Origin of the sequence: Actinomycetospora endophytica, from assembly GCF_021026375.1 — a bacterium.
Classification (GTDB): domain Bacteria; phylum Actinomycetota; class Actinomycetes; order Mycobacteriales; family Pseudonocardiaceae; genus Actinomycetospora; species Actinomycetospora endophytica.
The window spans coordinates 553,015-574,122 of the sequence record NZ_JAJNDB010000001.1 but is presented as its reverse complement, the minus strand read 5'-3'; the positions used below and the strand labels follow the sequence as shown (position 1 = coordinate 574,122).

Here is a 21,108-nt window from a genome sequence, read left to right as displayed (position 1 = left end):
TGTAGTGACTCGGACGACCAGGACTCCTGACATGCCTCGTTGAACATTCACTCGATCGCGCGAACGCTCCCACCTGGACAGGTGCGCCAGGTCACGCCGTTACGCTGCGGCCGTGGAGCTGACCAGGGGTCATGGGCCCCGGGGTCACGACGCGGTTCGGGACGCGACGGACGGGGCGGCCGCCGCGGTGGTGATGCCCGATCGGCGCATGGGGCCGCTCGTGGCGCTGGCCCGCCGCGCCGCGATCGCCGTCGGGGCGCTCGTCGCGGCCGGCCTGCTCGTCTACGTGCAGCGCGACGCCTACCGGGACTCCAACGGCACGCCGATCGGGTTGATCGACGCCCTCTACTACGCGACCGTGTCCCTCTCGACCACCGGCTACGGCGACATCGTCCCGGTGACCGAGACCGCGCGGCTGTGGACGATCCTCGCGATCACACCGCTGCGCGTGCTGTTCCTCATCGTCCTGGTCGGCACCACCGTCGAGCTGCTCACCGAGCGCTCCCGCCAGGCGTTCCGCATCCGACGTTGGAGGTCCCGCGTGCGCGACCACATCGTGGTCGTCGGTTTCGGCACCAAGGGCAAGGCCGCCGTCGACACCCTGCTCAGCGACGACGCCGTGCCCGAGCGCATCGTCATCGTCGACACCGACCGCGGCCGGCTCGACGCGGCCTCGGCGATGGGCCTCGTGACGGTGCGGGGCGACGGGACGCAGTCCTCGGTGCTGCGCACGGCCGGGCTGGTGCACGCGGCGTCGCTCGTCGTGGCCGTGAACCGCGACGACACCGCGGTGCTGGTCACGCTCACGGCGCGCGAGCTCGCGCCCGGGATCACGATCACCGCGGGTGTGCGCGAGACCGAGAACGTCCATCTGCTGCGGCAGTCCGGCGCGGACTCCGTCGTGGTGTCCGCGGAGACCGCCGGGCGCCTGCTCGGGGTGGCGACGACGACGCCGAACGTGGTCGCCGTCGTCGAGGACCTGCTCACCCCGGACGCGGGCATGAGCCTCTCCGAGCGCGAGGTGGCCGAGTCCGAGATCGGCGGCTCACCCCGGCACCTGCGCGACATCGTGCTCGGCGTCGTGCGGGGCGGGGTGGTGCACCAGATCGACGCGCCCGAGGTGGACGCGCTCGAGCGCGGGGACCGGCTGCTGTTCGTCAAGCGGGTCGGCAGCCCGACCTCGGGCTGAGGACGGGCCGCCGGTCAGGCGTCGTCGGTCACGGCCGGCGGGCCTCGAAGAACACCGACGAGGCGAACGCCTCCGCGGTGGGCCCCTCCAGCGGACGCCCGTACCCGGCGCCGGCCTCCTGGGCGGTCTGCTCCTCGACCTTCCAGCCCTGGTCGCGCAGGCGGGCGCGGGGATCCGGGCGGTCGTCGGTCATGATCAGGTCGCGGACGTCCACGCCGAAGCGCTGGGACGACGTCGCGACGAGCTCGTCGTCGCTCAGGCGGTCCACGGCGTCGGCGAGGTGCTCCACCGCGATCCGGCTCCCGGCGGCCGAGAGCTCGACGATGCGGTCGAACAGGTCGATCTCGGCCTGCGCGGGCAGGTAGGGGAGCAGTCCCTCGGCGAGCCAGGCGCTGGGGCGGCCGGGGTCGAAGCCGGCGTCGCGCAGCGCGGCCGGCCAGTCGTGGCGCAGGTCCACGCGCAGCGCGATCCGCCGCACCCCCTCGGCCGGTTCCGGCGAGCCCTCGGTCTCGGTGAGGACGCGGTCCTTGAAGTCCACGACGTCCGCCTGGTCGATCTCGAAGACGGTCGTCCCGGCCGGCCACTCCAGACGCTGGGCGCGCGTGTCCAGGCCGGAGGCGAGGATGACGACCTGGTCGATTCCGTCACGCGCGGCGTCGAGCAGGTGCTCGTCGAACCAGCGCGAGCGGACGCCGACGTAGGTCGACATGAGTCCCGACGCCGGGTCGGTCGGGTCGGCCCGCGGGTCCACCTCGGTGGGGAGGTCGATCTCGTCGCGCACCGCGTCGAGGAACGCGGCCGCGTGCGGGTCCTCCACCAGGCCGTCGGGCCTGCGGGTCTCCATCGCCCGGGAGCTGGCCACGCCGAGGGCGGTCACCCCGACGCTCTCGGTGATCGTCCACTGGTCGTCGTCGGTGCGCATGCCCCCGGCATACCCGGATGGTTAGGTAAGCGAACGGAATGTGGCGGACGTCTGAGTCCGACAAACGGGGCAGTCCGCCTGCTCCGCCCGCAGGCCGGGCACCACCGCCTCGACGGCCGCACCGCACCGCGCGCGCAGCCCCGTGGGGTCGCCGAACTCGCCCCAGGGGACCTCGACGACGTGGCGTCGCCGGTCCTCGCGGCCGGTGGCGACGAGTGCCGTGTGACCCGGCGTCGGGACCTCCGGGCGGCCGCGGGTGGGCACGCCGGGCGCCGAGGGATCGGGGACGTCGTCGGGCAGCTCGAGCGGCGGGACGTCGTCGGGCGGGCTGCCGAGGGCGGGTTGCCGCGGGCGGCGGCCGGGCATCGGGTCGAGTCCTGAGCTCGGCCGGCGGCCCGGGTCGGACGGCGGGATGGTCACGGCGTCCTCCTCACGGGTGGGGCCATCCACTGTCCCCGCGGGGTGCGGTGCGTGCCAGCCGTGCCCCGGGCGTCCGGCGTCAGCGATGCGGCACCGCTGACACTGGACGTCAGCAACTCCACATCCTCGGGCGGGGCCGGGCGGGTTCCGGCGGTGGGCGCCCACGGCCCGTCTATTCGAGCGAAGGGGCCCTTCGCTCAGAAGGGGCGGAGCGGCGGCGCGGGAGCGGCACGGCCGTCGTGTCCCCCGCGGCCCCGCCCCGGCCCGACGTCGGGTCCACGACCGGCCGCTGCGGGGGCTCGAGGTCGCGCAGGCCGTCGAGGACGCGGGCGAGGGTCTCGTGGTCCGGCGGGCCGGCCGGACCGGGAACGACCGGACCGGACACCGTCGTGGCGGGGACATCGTGCGCCGGTTCGGACGTCGTCACCCGGACGACTGTAGGAGCAGCCCGGATCGAGTGGAATCCGGGGGCGGGGACGCCGCGGTGGGCCACGGTGTGGACGTCACGCACGGAGCCGGCGGCGGACCGGACCGCGCCGAATTCGGCTGAACGGGTCACTTCCGGTAACGAGGGACCCTCGGCGTACGACAGGCTGTCACGACTCGGCCGTTTGCCGGGGAGCCGGGGGACGAGACGGGCGGGAACGACCACGATGAGCGTCGACAATCTGCTGCACACCGACGACCAGCCACCGGAGTCGGGCGCCACGCGCCGGCGCCGGGGACTCCGCGGCCTGCTCTACGTGCTCACCGGGGTGCTCATCCTCGTCCTGCTCGCCGCGGCGGGCGTGGTCCTGCTGACCAACCAGCTCGGTGACCAGGTCGGCCGCTACCCGTCGGTGTTCGCCGGCATCGACCAGTCGTCGCGCCCCGCGGCCAAGGCCGGTCAGACCTTCCTGCTGGTCGGGACCGACTCCCGCTCCACCGCTCCGACCACGGGCTCGGACGCCTCCGCCCCGGACTTCGTCTTCGGTGCGCAGCGCAGCGACGTGATGATGGTGGTGACGATCGCCGACGACGGGAAGAGCGCCAGCGTCATCTCCATCCCGCGTGACTCCTGGGTCAACATTCCCGGACACGGCATGAACAAGATCAACGCGGCCTTCTCGTTCGGTGGCCCGTCGCTCGCGATCCAGACGGTCGAGCAGCTCACGAAGGTGCGCATCGACCACTTCGCGGTCATCGACTTCGCCGGCTTCCAGCAGATGACGGACGCGGCGGGCGGCATCGACGTGAACGTCGGGACCGCGACCGAGCGCGACGGCATCGTCGTGCCCGCCGGGCCGCAGCACCTCAACGGCGCCCAGGCGCTCGTCTACGTCCGGGAGCGCAAGAGCCTGCCGGGCGGGGACTTCGACCGGGTGCGGCGCGAGCAGAACGCGCTGCGCGCCCTGGTGAGCTCGGCGCTCTCGTCGGGCACGCTCTCGAGCCCGACCAAGGCGTACGACCTGGTCAACTCCGTGACCCAGCACGTCGGCGTCGACGACTCGCTGACCAACACCGGCCTCGCCGAGCTGGTTTTCGGTCTGCGCGACCTGCGCGGCTCGAACATCGCCTACCTGACCGTGCCGACCACCGGCACCGGCATGGAGGGCTCGCAGTCGGTGGTCTACCTCGACCAGCAGGCCGACCAGGACCTGTGGTTCGCCGTGAACACCGACAAGGTCCAGCAGTGGGCCGACGCCCGGCCGAACTCCCGCCTGGGCGACACGCCGCACTGAGCGCGGGTCCCGCGTCCGGGCCCACACTGCGGGCGTGCAGCACGACGTCGTGATCGTGGGGGGCGGCTCCGCCGGCTGCGCGCTGGCGGGCCGTCTCTCGGAGGACCCGGGCCGGCGGGTGCTGGTGCTCGAGGCCGGCCCGGCGCCGACCCGGCCGCAGGACTATCCCGACGAGCTGCGCCTCGTGTCCTCACTCGCGGCCGCGGCCGACGGGCACCCCAACAACTGGTCGTTCGCCTGCGAACTGGTCGACGGCCACCGCACCAGCACCGCCCGCGGGCGCGTCCTCGGCGGGTCCAGCGCGATCAACGGCGCCAACTGGATCCGGGCCACCCGGGCCGACGTCGAGGGCTGGCACGGCTGGCGCCACGACGAGGCCGTCCGCGACTACGCGCGCAGCGAGGACGACCACGACGCCACCGGGCCGGGCCACGGCCACGGCGGGCCGGTCCCCGTCGAACGGCCGTCCGGTGAGCTGCTCGCCGGGCTCACGACGAGGGTGGTGCGCGCCGCCGCCGCGCTCGGCGTGCCCGTCGAGCCGGACAAGAACGGCGACGCCCCGCCCGGGGTCGGGCTGGTCCCGGCCAACGTCGTGCGCGGCGTGCGGGTGAACGCGGCGATGGCCTACCTGCTGCCGCACCTCGACCGGCCGAACCTGACGGTGCGCGGGGACACCGCCGTCGCCCGGGTGTGCTTCGACGGCGAGCGCGCGGTCGGGGTCGAGACCTGCGACGGCGAGCGCATCGAGGCGGGCGAGGTCGTCCTCGCGGCCGGGGCGATCCCGAGCCCGCACCTGCTCGCGCTCTCCGGGATCGGGCCGGCCGACGAGCTCCGCGCGGCGGGCGTCCCGGTCCGTCACGACCGACCCGGGGTGGGGCACGGCTGGAGCGATCACCCCGCGGTGTTCCTGGGCTTCGGCTACGACGAGCCGCTGCACCCCGAGGCGGTCTCCGCCCAGGCCGCCGTCCACCTCGACGCGGCGACCCTCGACGCCGCACTGCCCGCCGACCCCGCGGGCGACCTCGAGGTGCTGCTGTTCTGCCGCCCCTTCGCGCCCGGCGGCGCCCGCCACCTGATGTGCGCGCTGCAGCAGCCGGACAGCCGCGGGGACTCGGTGCTGTGCAGCGCCGACCCCCGCGAGCCGCCGCGCCTGCGCCATCACTACCTGGCCGGCGCCACCGACCGGGCCCGCATGCGCGCCGTCGTGCGCTTCGCCTCGGATCTGCTCGCCTCGGGCGGCATCGCCATCCCGACGGTCGCGCGTGCCTCCGACGCCGAGCTGGACGCCTGGGTGGCGTCGGTGCTCACGACGTCGTCGCACCTGTGCGGCAGCGCGGCGATCGGCCCGGCCTCCGACCCGGGGGCGGTCGTCGACCCGGAGTTCCGGGTGCACGGGGTCGAGGGTCTGCGGGTCGTGGACACCTCGGTCATCCCGACGGTGCCGCGCCGCGGCCCCGCCGCGACCGCGGTGATGCTCGGCGAGCACGCCGCGACGCTGCTGTGACGGTGACGTCTGTCCGTGTTCGTCCTGCTTCGTCCGGACATGACGACCGGATTCGTCACGGTTGCGACACGATGGAGTGCATCACGGCCCGGTCTCGGCGCGGCGAGCGCAAAATCCGGACCAGTCGTGGTGCGGGGGTGCACGCGGCGCCGGCTCCGGGGTGGATGTCGGGAACGTGGGCGAGAGCGAGAGCGAGGGCGCCGTGGCGCTGTGGGGACGTGGCAGGCGCGAGGACGCGCTGCCCCGACTGACCCGTCGCGAGCGCAAGGACCTGCGCCGTCGCGCCGCGGAGGACGCCGAGCTCGCCGCGCGTATCCAGCGGGCGCAGCGTCGCCTCGCCCAGGCCACCGGGCCGCTGCCGGTGATCGACCCGCGCACCGCGCCGGACGCGCTGGAGCCCGAGACGCCGGCCGCGCGCCGCTCGACGATCATCGACCACTGAGGGCCACCCACCCACCCGGTCACGCAGCCGGGGTGCGACGCTGGCCCGGTGCCGGGTACGGGACGCGTCGTCGGCCTGATCGTGCTGGTCGTGGCCCTGCTCGCCGGCTGCTCCGGCGGCGGTGACGCTCCCGCGCCGCCTCCCGCGCACGATCCGCCGACCGCCTTCGGCCCGCCGTCGGGGACGCTGCTGCGCGGCTCCTCGAGCAGCTACAGCAGCACGTACAGCACCAGTTACGGCACCACGCCCGAACCGCCGGTCGCCCTCGACGGGACCACGGTCTGGTTCGCGGACTCCGGCGGAGTCTCGCGCGCCGACTCCTCCGCCTCGGCCACCCCGGTCGCCCTGCCTCCGGGCCGGTGGGTCTCCGGCGCCCCGCGACCGGTCCCGGGCGCCGGGCTCGTCCTGGCCGCGTCGGCGACCACGGTGCCCGGCTCCGGGACCACACCTCCCGGCCTCGCGCTCGAGGCGCTGGCCGTCACGCGGACCGACACCGGCGCCCCGACCGTCGCCTGGACGGCGTCCGCCCCGCTGCCGTGGGCCGAGAGCTCCCACTCCGTGCACACCGCCGTCACCGGGGTCGCGGCCGCCGGGGACGGGCACCGGGTCGCCGTGCTGAGCGTCACCGGGAACACCCACCGCGCCTCGGTCGGCGTCGACCTCGACACCCGCCAGGTGCTGTGGGTGGCCGACGGCTTCCTCGCGGGCGCGGTGCTCGACGGCCGTGGTCCCGACGGGGAGCCGCTACCGGGGGCGGTGATCCCCGCCGGGTCCCAGGGCGCGACGGTGGTGGGCGCCGAGGTGCCCCCGGGCGGCGGCCCGGGCTACACCCCCTCCTCGGTGGTGGGCCTCGACGTCGTGACCGGGGCACGTCGCTTCGCCGCCGACGAGGGCTCGACCGCGCTGACCGTGAGCCGGGCCGGGCCGTCGTCGGCCGTCGTCGGGGGACGTCAGGCCGGCACGGCCCGGGCGTTCCTCGCGGTGCTCGGCGCCGACGGGTCCCCTCGCCCGCCGGTCGACCTCGGTACCGCCTCCTCGGCGCCGCGCTGCGTCTGGGACGAGGCGAGCGTGACCGTGTGCTCCGGGCCGAACCGCACGTTCGCGCTCGACGCGGTCTCGGCGCAGCTGCTCTGGTCGCTGCCCGCGGCCGGGCGGGTGCCGCCGCAGATGACCACCGCCTGGCACGGCGCGGTCTACGGCACCACGGTCAACGGCCCGGTCGTCGTCGACGGCCGCACCGGGCGGGACCGCAACCCGGCGCCGGGAGCGGCCCCCGTCGTCGTCGACGGCTACCTCGGGATCGGACCGGGCGGCGGCCTGCTCGGCGGCCTCGCGATCAGTCCCGCGACGGGATGACGGGCGGACGGTCCGGGCAGGAACGATTCACATGACGAGGCTCACTCTGGCACACTGACGTGACCCTGCTCACGTCAAGGTCCGGTGGTTCATGCGCAATCCGCTCGCCGTCCTCGCGCCCCGGCGCTTCGGTTCTGCCGATCAGTCGGTGCCTGCTCCACGGCGGGTCCCCGCACCGGACACCCTGCCCGGGGTGGAGTTCCTCGAGCACGGCTGTGCCGGCGAGGGGGACGCGCAGGCGCCGGAGGTGTCGGTGCGAGGGATCGACCCGCGCAACGACCGCGGACCCGGAGTCGCGTCGGTGCACCTCGCCGCCCGGGCGGGTGGGCCGTGCGCGAACACCGTCCAGGAGCTGCTCGCCCTCGGCCGGCCCGGGGACTTCCGGCTGCAGCGGCTGACGTTCGACGTGCGCGCGCTCGACACGGTGCTCGCCGACCGCGGTGGCCGCGCGGTGCTCGACCAGCTCGTCGCGGCCCCGACCGACCGCGTCACGAACGCGGTGTTCCGCGCCGCGATGACCGGGCCCGGAACCTCCGAGGAGGCACTGCCGGGGGACCTGGACTGCGACGTGCGGGTCGTCGGCGAGGGGGACTCGGTCGCCGGGCGCTGCCGCGTCGACCTGGGCCGCGCCCGGCTGACGATCACGCCGCTGCTCACCGGGTCGGAACGCCTCGCCCGCCGGCTGGCCGAGGCGCGCGCCCGGCCCCGCGACCGCGCGGTGCGCCGCTGCCTCGAGCACGCCCTGGCGGTGGAGCTCACCTCGGTCGGGCTCGGGGAGCTGATCGCGCAGCACCCGGACGCCCCGGCCTGCGACGTCCCGGTGCGCTGACGCGGCGTCGTTCGCTCGTCGGAGCGCTGCGTGCTGGCGCGCCACGGTCGCCGCGCGGCCCCCAACCCCGCCGCGCCCCTACCCCGCCGCCACTCCCACCCCGCCTCAATGATCAGGAGCACTGGAGGCAGGTTCGGACGCGTGGTGGGCGGGGTGGTGTGCCCCTCGTGGCGGGTGGGGCCACTCCGCCCTCACGCCGCGGTGATCAGGGGCACCTGAGACACCTCCAGGTGCTCCGCCGCCTGCGCAGCGTGCTCTTGATCATGACGAGGCGGGGGCGGCGGCGCGACGCCGACCCGAGCAGGGGCGCCCCACCGAGCAGTCGCGCCAGAGCCTGACTACACCGTGTGGACGATGAGGACGTCCGCCTTGGAGCGGCGCGACACCCCCTGCGGCACCGAGCCCAGCAGGCGCCCGGCGAAGCTCGCGAGGCCCTTGTTGCCGACGACGACGAGCTCGGCGTTGTAGAGCTCGGACTTGTCGATGATGGCGTCGGTCGGGTCGCCCTGGACGGCGACCGTGTCGACCTGGGTCGCGCCGGCGCGCATCGCGTCGTCGCGGGCCGAGCGCAGGGTCTCCTCGGCGGGGCTCGAACCGATGATCTTGTACGCCTCGTCGCCGAGGGCGCGCTCCGACTCGGCCTGGTCGCGGTCGGTCGTCGCGTCCCGGACCTCGTAGGCGCAGACGATCATGAGGCGTGCCCCGGAGTCGGCGGCGACCTCGGCGGCGCGCGTCACCGCCTTCCGGGCCGACGACGATCCGTCGGTTCCGACGGTCACGGTCCTGTAGTCGCCCACGGTGCCCACCAGCCTCTCCGGTCGCGAGCCGACCGCTCGAAGGGCGCCAGATTGCCAGAGCCGACCGGAGCAGTGGACTCGACACCCCGGAGGCATCGAGCACCCGCCGTCGGGTGCTTCAGATCACGTTCAGGTCACGATCCGGGCGTTGGGACACCGCGAGGTCCGGATCCGGTAACGACGACCTCACGTCCGCGCGATCCCACGGGCAGCAGTCGGGGCTCGGGAGAGGCGGGGACATGGTCGGTCACGACGGGGTGGCGACGGCGACGGCGACGGCGACGGCAGCAGGTGGCGGGAGCCGTCGGCTCGGGACACCGGTCATCGCGGGACTCGGCATCGCGGCGCTGGTCGCGATCGCCGTCGCGGTGCTCGTCGCCGTGCTGGGGTCCGGGACCGCGACCGCCCAGTCCGACCCGGGTCCGCAGCCCTACGGCGGCGCCCTCGAACGGATCGACCCGGGCGACCAGGTCTCCGGCGAGGAGGTGCTCGAGGTCGCGATGCTCAGCCTCGGCACCCTGAACGGGCTCGCCTTCACGATCGCGATGATCGCGAGCCGGCTGCGCGGCCCCTCGACGGCCCAGACCCGCCGCGCCCTGATCGCCCGGACCGGCGAGGGGGTCGTCTCCGAGTCCCGTCGGGAGCGGCGCGAGCGGGCGCGGCTGCGCGCCCGGCGTCCGGTCCCGTCACAGCCGATCGCCGTCGTGCCCGGTGGTCCGCGCCGGGTGCCGCAGGTCCCGCCGCCCGGCGCCGTCCCGGCCCAGGGCGGGCCCGCGCCCCGTGAAGGGCTCGTCCCGGCGGCGCACGCACCGCGTCCGGCCGGGTACCGCCACCCCGCGCCGATGTCGCCCCCGGTGGGCGTCCCGGCGCCCGTCCGACCCGCAAGCCGCCGCTAGAACTGACCGGTAATAGTGCCGGTGGAGCAACGCGTTGCGCTGTGCCGTGACTGCTGAGGTCGACGACGCCGATTACCCTTTCGTCTGACGGGCTTCCGGTCGATGCGGGGGTCCCGTCGGCGTTCGCGTGCTCCGGGCCGGGTGAACCGGCCGATGTCCAGCGTCCGTCTCGCACCGACCGCGTCGACGAGGAGTGTCCTTGACCGGCAACGTGGCCACCCGTGGGCCCGAGAGCGAATCCGCCACGCGTCCTGCCCTCGCGGACCGGATCCGGGAGGCGCGCGCACGGCTCGACCCGCCGACGGTGACCGTGCCCGCCCCGCGCAGCTCGGAGGGCGTCGTGCCCGCGCCGAACCTGCGGACCGACCCGGACGCGCCACCGAAGGACCTGCTGGCGGCGGTGGACGAGCTCGCCGAGGAGCTGGCGGCCGTCGAGAGCGACCAGGACGACCGGACCCACCGGACGCTGTGCCGCATCGCGGCCCTCGTCGGTGATGGCGTGCCCGAAGCCGGCTGGTCGGCGGCGGAGGAGATCGACGTCGAGGCCCTGCAGGCCACGTCGGAGGCGGCCCGCGGTCTGCACGGCAAGGCCACGACGCTGCTCGATCGCCTCGACGCCGAGAAGCGGCACGGTCCGGCGGCGGACGTCGGATCCGTCGCGACGACGCTGCAGGTGGTCGGTGTGGTGGCCGATCTGGAGGTCTTCGAGCGCGCCCGCCACTGACGCGGGCCGTGGCCCACGGCGCTTCGTGATCACTTCGGACTCGCATCCGGTCCACGGAGCTGGGACGATCGAGGTATGAGCGCAGGCGCGGGCGGGTCCACGGAGGTGTTCCGGCTGCTCTACGTCTGCACCGGGAACATCTGCCGGTCACCGTTCGCGCAGTTCCACACCCGTTTCCTGCTCGGCGCGCGCCTCGGTCCGTGGGCCCACGCCTTCGCCGTGCACAGCGCCGGGGTCTCCGCGGTACGCGGACACGGCATGCACGAGGGCTCGCGCGCCCAGCTCATGAGCAGGCGCGACCACCCGGACGTCGCCGAGTTCGCGGCCCGCCAGCTGCCCGACCGCGACGTCCTGCTCGCGGACCTCGTCCTGACCATGACCCGCGAGCAGCGCTCGACGGTGCTCGGTGACGTCCCGAAGGCCCTGCCGACCACGTTCACGCTGCGGGAGTTCGCGCGCCTCCTGCGCTCGGCCCCGCCCTCGGAGGTCGCCGCGCTGCCGCGCCACCCCGTCGAGCGCGCCGGGGCGCTGGTGGCGCTGGCCCGCGCGACCCGCGGCACCGTGCCCGCGGTTCCGGCCGAGGAGGACGCCGTCCCCGACCCGGTCTCCGGCGGCCCGGACGCCCACCGCGAGGCGGCCCGCGTCATCGACGGCTGCGTCCGGACGTTCCTCGACCTGCTCGTCCCGCCGCCGCTCCCGCCCGGCCCGCCCGCCGCGGCGGGACCAGCCCGCCCCGCGCCGCCGCGGCCGGGGCCCGAGGCGCCGCGACCGGGGCCCGAGGCGCCGCGACCGGGGCCCGAGGCGCCGCGACCGGGGCCGGAGGCGGCCCGGCCGTCGTCGCCGCCGGTGGGCACGCCGCTGGTCGGCCCGTCAGGCGGGCCGCCGGCGCCGCGCAGTGAGGACGACCCCGCCGGCGGCGGTCACGCGGACCCCGCCGACGGCGCCCACACGGACCTCGCCGAGGAGGACCGCGGCCCGTCCCGCGACGCCCTGACGTCCACCCCCGGCGGCTCGGGAGCCTGACGCTCCGCCGGGTGACCCGTTCGGACAGGTCCGTCCGGGCGAGCGTGCAACATCGACGTACTCCGGGGCGATGACCGGTGGGCACGGCGACCGCCGTGGCGCACCGACCGGAGGAGGCCCTGTGGGCGAACGACGGGTCGACCTCGACAGGACGTCGTGGGAGACACTGCCGGCCCGTGCCCTCGAGGTCCTCGCCCGGGAGTGCAGCGCGCGCCGGGCCCCCGGCGCCCGCTCGCCCCGGGCCGGGGAGCCACCCCGCGCGGAGGCGATCGACGCGCTGGTCGCCGGCGTGGCGACGCTCGCCGCCGCCGTCGGTGCCGAGCAGCCGGACTCCCCGGACGTGGCCGGGTGCCTGCGCCGGGCGGTCGAGCTCACCGCGGGCGTCGGCGAGGCGGCGTGGCGGGTCTCCTGCTCGGCGGGGGCGGCCGGTCAGGAGCGGGCGGCCGAGACCGCCGACGTCGTCATGGGCGCGGCCCTGACCTTGCGGATCCTCGCCGAGCTCGGCCAGCGAGTCGTCCCGCCGGCCGACGCGGACCCTCGCCCGTCCCGCTGAGCAGCGCCGCACGCCACGTCTCGGCCGCGGCCGCGTCACCGCGGGTGACGGGGAGCTCGCACGCCTCGGCCACCGCGTCGACGAAGGCGGCCCCGGGATCGACGGCGCCCGGCGGGCGGATGACGGCGACGCGCAGCCGCTCGCCGCCCACCGTGATGCGGAACCCACCACGGCCCCGCCGGTCGAAGGTGAGGTCGGCGCCGGCCGGGTCGACCAGGCCGGCGTGCTCCAGGTCGAAGACCGTCCCCCGGCTCGAGGTGAAGCAGAGTCGGCCGTCGGCGAGCCGGAGCACCCCTGGCACGTGCGTGATCTCCCGGACGATCCAGGCCGGACCGATGCACCCGACGTCGCCGGACCCGTCGGTCGACACGCGTGGTGCTGGCAGGGGCAGCGTCACGGGGACCCGGGACGCGGCATGGGGAACCGCCGTCTGGCCCCGGGGCAGGGACGGGTGCACGGGCGGCCCTCCCTCCGCGGACGGCGTGCCGGACCCGCTCCCGGGCCGGCTCGCGCGCTGTGCGTCCATCGTCCACTCAAACGGTCAGGAGCGCGCAGTGTCATGCTCCGGTCGGGGGAGTAGAGCGTGGCAACCGAGTGGACGTGTTGTCCACATTGCGATGCGCTCACAGTGTGAGGCCAATCGGGTGACCGATGAGCCCTGTTCTGGATAGAACACTCCCTAGTGTCACTCTCTGCTGGCATGCTTCCGCCCATGAGTGGACAGAACGCGCCGTACGGCCCCGGGCCGTCGGACGGACAGGGAGCGTCGCCCCCCTTGAGTGGACCCGGCGACTACTCCGCGCAGTCATCGACGGCCGCCGGTCCGGTGGCCGGCGGCCCCGCGACCGCGGCAGGTGGCTACGGGCCCCTGCCCGGTGGCGGCGCCGCCTACGGCCCGCCGCCCGGCTACGGCGCCGGGCCCGCGTACGGGTCGCCCCCCGGCTACGGGGCGCCCGGTTACGGCCCCGGTCAGGGCTACGGCGGGGCCCCGGGCTACGGGGCTCCCGGCTACGGGCCCGGCCCGGGCTACGGCGCCGCCCCTGCTTACGCCCTGCCCTCGGACCAGCCGGGGTCGGTCGACGTCGTCGGGACCCGGGTCGGGCAGTACATCGTCGACGCGCTCTGCGCGGCCGTCCCGATGATCGTGCTGTTCGTCCTCAGCGGGATCCTCGTCGCGGTGTCGAACGGGGGCGGGCTCGCCGTGATCGGCGGGCTGCTCTACGGCTTCGGCTACCTCGCCGCGATCGCGGCGGGGTTCGCGGTCTACGCCTGGTGGCCGTCCACGCACGGTGGCCAGACGCCCGGCATGGGGTGGCTGGGGCTGAAGGTCGTCCGCGAGGAGGACGGCGGCGAGCCCACGCTGGGTCAGCACGCGCTGCGCTGGGTGCTGCTGATCATCGACGCTGCGTTCCTCGGCATCGTCGGTCTGATCATCATGTCCACGTCGCAGCGCAAGCAGCGTCTGGGTGACATGGCGGCGCACACCCTCGTGGTGCGCGCCTGACGAGGGTGCGCGGGCGGTGTGGCCACTCCATCGCCCGCGCACCATCCCCGTCCCGACCTGCCGGGTCGGACGGGGCCGGCCGGGCGGCTGCTCGGCCGTTGGGGGGATGACGGCGCGCGTACTCGACTCGTGGGAAACGGCGACCGGCGGCCGAGCGACGTCTCGGACAGCGAGAGCGCGCCGTGGCCTCTCCGTCATCTGGTCGATGCCGGCGAGCGCCGGTGCAGGAGGTCGGTTGTGAACTCCGAACGGTGGGACCCGAACGGTGGTCCCGGGATTCGAGGGCCCGCGGGGGTGGCCCAGGGCGGATACGCGATGTGGGTCGCGTGGATCGAGGCGTTCCGCCGCGGCGAGGATCGCGACACCACGGGGCTGCCCTCGATCGACGGCGGCATGGGCTCCTACGTCGAGGCACGGCTGCTCGAGCGGCTCTCCGCGGCGTTCAGCGAGCGCGTCCGCCAGTGGCAGAGCGTCGTGGGGGAGCGCATCGTCGCCGCGCCCCCGGTCGACGAGGTCGCCGTGACCGCGCTGCTGCGCGACGCCGCGCCCGGCCTCGAGCCGCTCGCCCGGGTGGCCGGCTCACCGCTGCTGCCCCGCGCGATGTCGCTCGCCATGCACGATCTCCTGGGCCAGGTGCGGGCGGGCGCCCGCGACGCGGTCGAGGAGAGCTCCCGCCGGGCGCGGGAGCCCGCGGCCGAGCCCCGCGTGCCCCGCGTGACCCGCCGCCCCCCGAACGGACCGGTGCCGACGCAGCGGTCACCCGACGGCGGCCGTCCGCCCCGCCTGCCCGGCGGCCCGGGACGCACCGCGTCCGTCGGGGACACCGAGGCCGGTGTCGCGCACCCGGTCGTGCCGAGCGCGCGGACCCGTCGGTAATCCCCTCAGCCCTCGCCGATGCGGGCGAGGACCGCGCGGTGATCGGTCCCGGCGGCGGGCACCACCTCGAACGCGGTGGGGTGCGGCCCGTCCGCGGTGAGCACGTGGTCGATCTGCGCGCCGAGGAACCCCGGCAGCCAGGACGGCCAGGTCCCGGTGAGGCCGTCCCCGGTGTCCGACCCGGCGTCGGAGCAGCTCGCGGTCGCGTCCCCGAAGATCCGGTGGTCCTCGGTGGAGTTCATGTCCCCCGCGACGACCGTGGGACGGCCCGCGTCGCACCACCGCGACAGTCCGGACACGTCGCGGGCCCAGCTGCCGGTCCCGCCCGGCCGCGGCGAGCGTGGGTGCACCGCCACGAACCGCAGGCCGGACGCGACCCCCGGCGCGGACTTCGGGAGATCGACGACGACGGAGGGATACGTCCCGGACCGGTCCTGGGTCACCGTCGGGCGGCCGAGCGAGGACTTGACGAACACGGTCATGCCGCTGGCGTCGTCCGCGTCGTCGGCGGAGTACGAGCGGTAGCCCGACCCGCCCTGGTCGTCGTCGAGGCGCGACGCGAGCCGCCGGCGCAGGTCGCCACGGGCCTCGGGCAGGGCGACGAGGTCCGGGGAGCGGGTGCGGACCAGGTCGGCCAGCGAGTCGGGATCGGCCTGCCCCTTGTACGTGTTCAGCGACAGCACGACCAGGCCGTCCCCGGTGCCGCCGTCGCCGACCGCCGGGGCCGACCCGGCCGCCCGGCCCCCCACGTCGACGAGGGCGATCACCCCGACGAGCCCGAGCGCGAGCGCGACCATCAGCCCGTCCGGCCCGGACCGGCGGGTCCAGGCCCCGAGGGCGCCCAGCGCGGCGACCGCGACGACGGCCACCGCGAGCTGCGGCCGGAACGCGACGATCTGCGCGAACGGCGACCGGCCGTCGAGGTCGAGCACCTCCGGGAAGAGCACGACGACGGCGACGGCCACGACCACCAGCGCACCGATCAGGCCGCCCGGCCCGGGCAGTCGCAGCCGGCGGGGCGGCCGCGGGCGCCGCGGCGGGCCGCCCGCCGGTGGCCCGGACGGGCCCTGCGGCGGTACCTGCCACCCCGGCGGGCCGTAGCGGGCGGTTCGTGGCGCCTGCGGTGGGCGCGGCGGCCCGGGTGGTCCCGGCGGCGCCTGGCGACCCGGCGGTCCCGGTCGGCCGGACCCGCCGTCGGGACCGTCCTCCCACCAGCGGCGCCCCTCGGGGCCGTCCGGGCCGAAGCGCCGGGTCGGCGGCGTGCTCACGCCCGGGTGACGCGCAGGACCACGTCGTCGTTGCCGTCGTCGGTGGTCACGAACAGGGCACCGTCGGGTCCGAGCCGGGCCCCGCGCAGCCGTCCGAACGCGCCGTCGAGCTCGGTCGGGGTGGACACCGCGACGATCCGCTGCGCGTCGGGACCGGTTCCGGGCCGCATGAGCAGCAGTTTCTCACCCTTGAGGGCGCTCACCGCCAGGGTGCCCTCGAGATCGCCCCACGCGGGGCCGGACAGGAAGTCGCTGCCGCTCGTGGCGACGGTCGGGTCGCCGGAGCTCCACGCCGCGCCGACGGCCCCCGGGAAGCGGGCGGTGTCGGTCATCGGCACCGACTCGTCGTACCCGCCCGGGGTCTCGCCGCCCCGGGACGGGTCCCAGCCGTAGTTCGCGCCGGGGACGAGGACGTTCACCTCGTCGTCGACGTCGGGTCCGTGCTCGACCGACCACGCGGTCCCGGTGCCCGGCTGGACCGCGACCGACTGCACGTTGCGGTGGCCGTAGCCGGAGATCAGCCGTTCCGCCGCGCTGCCCGAGGTCGCGAAGGGGTTGCCGGGGGCGGGCCCGCCGGTCGCGGGGTCGACGCGCAGCACCTTCCCGCCGAGCGCGGTGCGGTCCTGCGCGATGGTCGCCCGGGCGGTGTCGCCGGTGCCGACGAGGAGCATGCCGTCCGGCGCGAACGTCGGCCGGCAGCCGCTGTGGCGACCGGACGGGTTCAGGGGCAGGCCCCCGACCAGCGGATCCGCGGTCCGGGTCGCGGCGGTGCCGTCGGCGGAGAGCTGCCAGGCGACGACGCGCACGTCGACCGGGCGGCCGCCCTCGGCGTGGGTCTGGCAGGTCACGAAGCGTCCGGAGCCGTCCGGGAACGCCGCGATCCCCATGAGCCCGCCCTCGCCGCGGGCGTAGACGTCGGACAGGTCCGCGCGCACCGGCGTGACCGCGGCGCCCGGACGCAGGCCGCCGACGACGGCGAGCGTGCCGTCTCGCTGGGTCACGAGCATCCGGTCGCCGCCGGGGAACGCCGCGTCCCAGGGGTGGTCGAGCCCGCCCGCGACCGTCTCGACGCGCAGTGCGGGGGCGCCCGCGCCGGGCGTGCCCGACGTCGAGGGCGAGGCCGACGACGGCGTGCCGGGCGCCGCGGGCGACGGTGCGGTGGAGGCCGCCCCGCACGCGGTCAGCACGACGAGCGACAGGGCGAGCGACACGACCGGAGGAGTGACACGCACGAGGGGATCATGCCTCTTTCGGCGTGGGCGTCCGGTACAGGCGGAATGCCGGGGACGCGACGGCCGGCCGTCGTCGCCTCGTGCGGGCGGCGCGGCGGGGTCAGACTGGTGCGGTGACGGCCACCACGCCCCGCCCCACCACCCCCGAGGCGTCCCCGAGCGGCGGCCCCGCCCCCGACCTCGTCGCCGCGCTGCGCGGTGCCGTCGCCGACCCGGACCGCGTGCGCGACCGCCCGATCGACCTGGCCGCGCACGCCAACGACGCCTCGCACTACCTGCTGCAGCCGCAGGCCGTCGTCCTGCCCGCCGACGCCCGGGAGGTCGCGAACCTGCTGCGGCTCGGCGTCCGGGACGGGCTCGCGCTGACCTTCCGCTCCGGTGGGACGTCGCTGTCCGGGCAGGGCGTCACCGACGGGGTCCTGGTCGACACCCGCCGGCACTTCCGCTCGTGCGAGGTCCTCGACGACGGCCGCGCGGTGCGGGTCCAGCCGGGACTCACGGTCGCCGAGGTGAACGCCCGCCTCGCGCCGTACGGCCGCAAGATCGGGCCCGACCCGGCGTCGTCGAAGGCCTGCACGATCGGCGGCGTCGTCGCCAACAACTCCTCGGGCATGGCCTGCGGCACGGAGTTCAACACCTACGCGACGCTGCGCTCGATGACGTTCGTGCTGGCCTCCGGCACCGTCATCGACTCCGCCCGGCCCGACGCCGACGACGAGCTGCGCCATCGCGAGCCCGCGCTGTACGAGGGACTCGACCGGCTCCGCGAGCGCGTCCGCGGCAACCCGGGATCGGTCGAGCGCCTGCGGCACCTGTTCTCGATGAAGAACACCATGGGCTACGGGCTGAACGCCTTCCTCGACCACACGCGCCCGATCGACCTGCTCACGCACCTGCTCGTGGGGTCCGAGGGGACGCTCGGGTTCGTCGCGGAGGCGACCTTCTCCACGCTGCCGATCCTCCCGCACGCCGCGACGGCGATGCTGCTGTTCTCCGGCACCGCCGACGCCACCGACGTGCTGCCGGGGCTGCTCGAGGCGGGCGCGAAGACCCTCGAGCTGCTGGACGCGCGGGCCCTCGTCGTCGCGCAGTCCGATCCGCGGGCGCCGGAGTCGGTGCGCTCGGTCGAGGTCGACGGCCACGCGGGGCTGCTCGTCGAGTTCCAGACCGCGACCGCCGAGGAGCTCGACCACGTCCAGGCCGGGGCGGAGCCGGTGCTCGCCGGGCTCCCGCTCACCCGTGACGCCGGCCTCACCCGCGAGCCCACGGCCCGCGCGTCGCTGTGGGCGCTGCGCTCCGGGCTCTACACCGCGGTCGCCGCCGCGCGGCCGTCCGGGACGACCGCGCTGCTCGAGGACGTCTCGGTGCCGGTCACGACGCTGCCGTCGACCTGCGACGGGCTGACCGAGCTGTTCGACCGGCACGGCTACGAGGGCTCGGTGATCTTCGGCCACGCCAAGGACGGCAACGTCCACTTCCTGGTCAACGAGCGCTTCGACGACGACACCGCGTTGGAGCGCTACCGGCGCTTCACCGACGACATGGTCGACCTGGTGCTCGGCCAGGACGGGACGCTCAAGGCCGAGCACGGCACCGGCCGGATCATGACGCCGTTCGTGCGCCGGCAGTACGGCGACGAGCTCTACGACGTGATGGGCGAGCTCAAGGCACTCGCCGACCCGACGGGGCTGCTCAACCCCGGGATCATCCTGTCCGACCGGCCCGACGCGCACCTGACCGACCTCAAGACCGTGCCGACCGTGGATCCCGAGGTCGACGCCTGCGTGGAGTGCGGCTACTGCGAGCCGGTCTGCCCCTCGCGGCACGTCACGACGACGCCGCGCCAGCGCATCGTCCTGCGCCGGGCCGCGGCGAAGGACCCGGCCGTGGCGGAGGCGATCGCCGCCGACTACGCCTACGACGCCGTCGACACCTGCGCCGCCGACGGCATGTGCGCGACCGCGTGCCCGGTCCGGATCAACACCGGCGACCTCATGAAGCGGCTGCGGGCGGAGCGCCATTCCGAGCGGGCGCAGCAGGCCGGGAAGGCGGTCGCGGAGCACTGGGGCGGGGTGTCGGGGACGGCGCGCGTGGCGCTGCGGGCGGCGCGGACGGTGCCCGGTCTGGCCGCGGCGGCGTCGGCGGCGGCCCGGCGGGTGCTGCCCGCCGACCTCGTGCCGCTCTACGCCCGCGACGTGCCGGGCGGCGGCGACACTCGGCCGGCAGCGGTCTACCCGCCGGACCCGTCCGTGGTGTTCTTCCCGACCTGCCTGCACCAGGTGTTCGCGCCCGCCTCGGGCTCGGGCTCGGGGCACGCGTTCCTGCGACTGGCGGAGCGCGCCGGGATCGCGGTCGCGGTGCCCGAGGGGATCGAGGGGCTCTGCTGCGGCACGCCGTGGGAGTCCAAGGGGTTCACCGAGGGCAGCGCCGCGATGGCCCGGCGCGTCCTCGACGCACTGTGGACCTCGACGCAGCGCGGGGCGCTGCCGGTCGTCGTCGACGCCTCGTCGTGCACCCACGGGCTCGAGGGGCTCTCCCACGTGCTGCCCGACGATCCCCGGGTCGCGGGCCTGCGGATCGAGGACGCGGTCGCGTTCACCGTCCGGGAGATCCTGCCGTCGGTGTCGGTCGCGTCGAAGGTCGCGTCGCTGACGCTGCACCCCACCTGCTCGACCACCCACCTCGGCATCGGTGACGACCTGCGCACGCTCGCCGAGGCGGTCGCGGACCAGGTGGTCGTCCCGACGGCGTGGGCCTGCTGCGGATTCGCCGGCGACCGCGGGATGCTGCACCCGGAGCTGACCGACGGGGCCACCCGCGAGGAGGCCGCGGACGTGGCGGCCCACCCGACGGAGCAGTACGCGAGCTGCAACCGCACCTGCGAGATGGGGATGTCCCGGGCGACGGGGCAGACCTACCGGCACGTGCTGGAGCTGCTGGCGGAGCGGGCCTAACCCCACCTCACGCGGAACGTCGTCGGCCACCGCTTGCCGGTGATCAGGTACTGGCCGGGCGCGCCCGGGATCGCGGCGATGCCGTTGAGCACGGCGTCCGGGTCGCTCGTCGTCGAGGCCGGCCGGAGTCCCGCCGCGTCGACGACCGCGGTCACGTGCCCGCTCGCGAGGTCGATCCCGACGATGTCGTCGGTGCGCCAGACGTTCGCCCAGACCGTCCGCCCGTCCGTGCAGTCGAGCTCGTTGAGCTGGTCCAGCGGCGCGCCCCCGAGCGTCACCGGGACGGTCCGGCGGGCCGCGAACGTCGTCGGGTCCCGGACGACGAGGTCGGCGCCGCCGTCGCTGGTGATCACGTCTGACGAGGGCGTGTGGCACATGCCCCAGCCCTCGCGGTCGTCCGGGAGCGTGCGGCGCACGGCGAGCGTCACCGGGTCGCGCTCGTACACGACGTGGTCCTGCCAGGTCAGCTGCCAGATCCTGTCAGGAAGGATCGTGATCCCCTCGCCGAACTGGGACGACGGCAGGTCGACCGCCCGCCGGACGGCGCCGGTGGCGGGGTCGGTCGCGCGCAGCTGGGACGCCCCGGTCTCCCCGGTGCCCTCCCAGAGCGTGCGCCCGTCGGCCGAGAGCTCGAAGCCCTCGGTGTAGGCGGCGGGGTCGTGGGGGACGGTCCCGAGCACCTGGACGTGCAGCCGGGCGACGCCGGGCGGTGGGTCCGCCAGCGCGTCCGTCGGGGGTGCCGGGCTCGCGGAGGGTGACCACGAGCAGGCCGACACCAGCAGCACCGTCAGCAGCACGGTCGCCTGCCGCCGCTCCCTCGCCCGCACGCGGCGAAGGTTCCCACGGGAGAGGTGGGCGGGACGTCACCGCTCGGCGCGCCCCATCGACCCCTGCGCGC

General features: G+C 75.7%; 20 protein-coding genes. 13 read left to right on the top strand and 7 right to left on the bottom strand.

What is annotated here, in order from left to right:
* Window positions 1-118 precede the first annotated feature (118 nt).
* A complete protein-coding gene (locus LQ327_RS02820) occupies window positions 119-1,189 on the top strand; it encodes a potassium channel family protein (protein ID WP_372460638.1) in 1,071 nt (356 codons plus the stop codon).
* 28 nt (window positions 1,190-1,217) lie between these two features.
* Here the strand turns inward: LQ327_RS02820 and LQ327_RS02815 are convergent, their stop codons facing one another.
* The 3 genes from LQ327_RS02815 to LQ327_RS02805 form a co-directional block, all read right to left on the bottom strand.
* Window positions 1,218-2,111 carry an SAM-dependent methyltransferase gene (locus LQ327_RS02815; RefSeq protein ID WP_230730006.1) on the bottom strand — a complete coding sequence of 298 codons (894 nt, stop codon included), beginning with the start codon at window positions 2,109-2,111 and terminating at the stop codon, window positions 1,218-1,220.
* Between the two features lie 21 nt (window positions 2,112-2,132).
* Complete coding sequence (locus LQ327_RS02810) at window positions 2,133-2,531, bottom strand: hypothetical protein (protein ID WP_230730005.1); 399 nt, start codon at window positions 2,529-2,531, stop codon at window positions 2,133-2,135.
* Between the two features lie 172 nt (window positions 2,532-2,703).
* Window positions 2,704-2,958, bottom strand: coding sequence for a hypothetical protein (locus tag LQ327_RS02805; RefSeq protein WP_230730004.1), 255 nt, complete (start codon window positions 2,956-2,958; stop codon window positions 2,704-2,706).
* A gap of 226 nt (window positions 2,959-3,184) precedes the next feature.
* Here LQ327_RS02805 and LQ327_RS02800 point away from each other — a divergent pair, with 226 nt between their 5' ends.
* From LQ327_RS02800 to LQ327_RS02780, 5 genes are all read left to right on the top strand, one after another.
* The gene (locus tag LQ327_RS02800; RefSeq protein ID WP_230730003.1) at window positions 3,185-4,252 is read left to right on the top strand and encodes an LCP family protein; all 1,068 of its coding nucleotides are present in this window, start codon (window positions 3,185-3,187) and stop codon (window positions 4,250-4,252) included.
* 34 nt (window positions 4,253-4,286) lie between these two features.
* The gene (gene mftG / locus LQ327_RS02795; protein ID WP_230730002.1) at window positions 4,287-5,756 is read left to right on the top strand and encodes a mycofactocin dehydrogenase MftG; all 1,470 of its coding nucleotides are present in this window, start codon (window positions 4,287-4,289) and stop codon (window positions 5,754-5,756) included.
* 175 nt (window positions 5,757-5,931) lie between these two features.
* Window positions 5,932-6,198 carry a hypothetical protein gene (locus LQ327_RS02790; protein WP_230730001.1) on the top strand — a complete coding sequence of 89 codons (267 nt, stop codon included), beginning with the start codon at window positions 5,932-5,934 and terminating at the stop codon, window positions 6,196-6,198.
* 48 nt (window positions 6,199-6,246) lie between these two features.
* Window positions 6,247-7,554 carry a hypothetical protein gene (locus LQ327_RS02785; protein ID WP_230730000.1) on the top strand — a complete coding sequence of 436 codons (1,308 nt, stop codon included), beginning with the start codon at window positions 6,247-6,249 and terminating at the stop codon, window positions 7,552-7,554.
* Between the two features lie 91 nt (window positions 7,555-7,645).
* Window positions 7,646-8,383 (top strand): hypothetical protein, encoded by a 738-nt coding sequence (locus LQ327_RS02780; RefSeq protein ID WP_230729999.1) that lies wholly within the window; start codon window positions 7,646-7,648, stop codon window positions 8,381-8,383.
* A 338-nt stretch (window positions 8,384-8,721) separates the two neighbouring features.
* On the opposite strand, the gene LQ327_RS02775 is transcribed toward LQ327_RS02780, so the two are convergent.
* The gene (locus LQ327_RS02775) at window positions 8,722-9,162 is read right to left on the bottom strand and encodes a universal stress protein (protein ID WP_372460593.1); all 441 of its coding nucleotides are present in this window, start codon (window positions 9,160-9,162) and stop codon (window positions 8,722-8,724) included.
* Window positions 9,163-9,419: 257 nt separating this feature from the next.
* Here LQ327_RS02775 and LQ327_RS02770 point away from each other — a divergent pair, with 257 nt between their 5' ends.
* The 6 genes from LQ327_RS02770 (at window position 9,420) to LQ327_RS02745 (ending at window position 14,756) form a co-directional block, all read left to right on the top strand.
* Window positions 9,420-10,076 carry a hypothetical protein gene (locus LQ327_RS02770; RefSeq protein WP_230729997.1) on the top strand — a complete coding sequence of 219 codons (657 nt, stop codon included), beginning with the start codon at window positions 9,420-9,422 and terminating at the stop codon, window positions 10,074-10,076.
* 199 nt (window positions 10,077-10,275) lie between these two features.
* Window positions 10,276-10,800, top strand: coding sequence for a hypothetical protein (locus tag LQ327_RS02765; protein ID WP_230729996.1), 525 nt, complete (start codon window positions 10,276-10,278; stop codon window positions 10,798-10,800).
* A 75-nt stretch (window positions 10,801-10,875) separates the two neighbouring features.
* A complete protein-coding gene (locus LQ327_RS02760; protein WP_230729995.1) occupies window positions 10,876-11,823 on the top strand; it encodes an arsenate reductase/protein-tyrosine-phosphatase family protein in 948 nt (315 codons plus the stop codon).
* Window positions 11,824-11,944: 121 nt separating this feature from the next.
* Window positions 11,945-12,376 (top strand): hypothetical protein, encoded by a 432-nt coding sequence (locus LQ327_RS02755; protein ID WP_230729994.1) that lies wholly within the window; start codon window positions 11,945-11,947, stop codon window positions 12,374-12,376.
* Window positions 12,377-13,151: 775 nt separating this feature from the next.
* Complete coding sequence (locus LQ327_RS02750) at window positions 13,152-13,880, top strand: RDD family protein (protein ID WP_230729993.1); 729 nt, start codon at window positions 13,152-13,154, stop codon at window positions 13,878-13,880.
* 237 nt (window positions 13,881-14,117) lie between these two features.
* Entirely contained in the window at window positions 14,118-14,756 is a 639-nt protein-coding gene (locus LQ327_RS02745; protein WP_230729992.1) for a hypothetical protein, read from the top strand.
* A 5-nt stretch (window positions 14,757-14,761) separates the two neighbouring features.
* Here LQ327_RS02745 and LQ327_RS34505 read toward each other — a convergent pair whose 3' ends face one another.
* Together LQ327_RS34505 and LQ327_RS02735 are read right to left on the bottom strand one after the other, a co-directional pair.
* A complete protein-coding gene (locus LQ327_RS34505) occupies window positions 14,762-16,024 on the bottom strand; it encodes an endonuclease/exonuclease/phosphatase family protein (RefSeq protein WP_230729991.1) in 1,263 nt (420 codons plus the stop codon).
* Window positions 16,021-17,256 carry a PQQ-dependent sugar dehydrogenase gene (locus tag LQ327_RS02735; protein WP_230729990.1) on the bottom strand — a complete coding sequence of 412 codons (1,236 nt, stop codon included), beginning with the start codon at window positions 17,254-17,256 and terminating at the stop codon, window positions 16,021-16,023. Before LQ327_RS02735 ends, LQ327_RS34505 begins: the two co-directional genes overlap by 4 nt.
* Window positions 17,257-17,369: 113 nt before the next feature.
* Here LQ327_RS02735 and LQ327_RS02730 point away from each other — a divergent pair, with 113 nt between their 5' ends.
* Complete coding sequence (locus LQ327_RS02730; RefSeq protein WP_230729989.1) at window positions 17,370-20,210, top strand: FAD-binding and (Fe-S)-binding domain-containing protein; 2,841 nt, start codon at window positions 17,370-17,372, stop codon at window positions 20,208-20,210.
* Here the strand turns inward: LQ327_RS02730 and LQ327_RS02725 are convergent.
* Window positions 20,207-21,037 (bottom strand): glutaminyl-peptide cyclotransferase, encoded by an 831-nt coding sequence (locus LQ327_RS02725; protein WP_230729988.1) that lies wholly within the window; start codon window positions 21,035-21,037, stop codon window positions 20,207-20,209. The genes LQ327_RS02730 and LQ327_RS02725 overlap by 4 nt on opposite strands.
* Window positions 21,038-21,108: the final 71 nt, after the last annotated feature.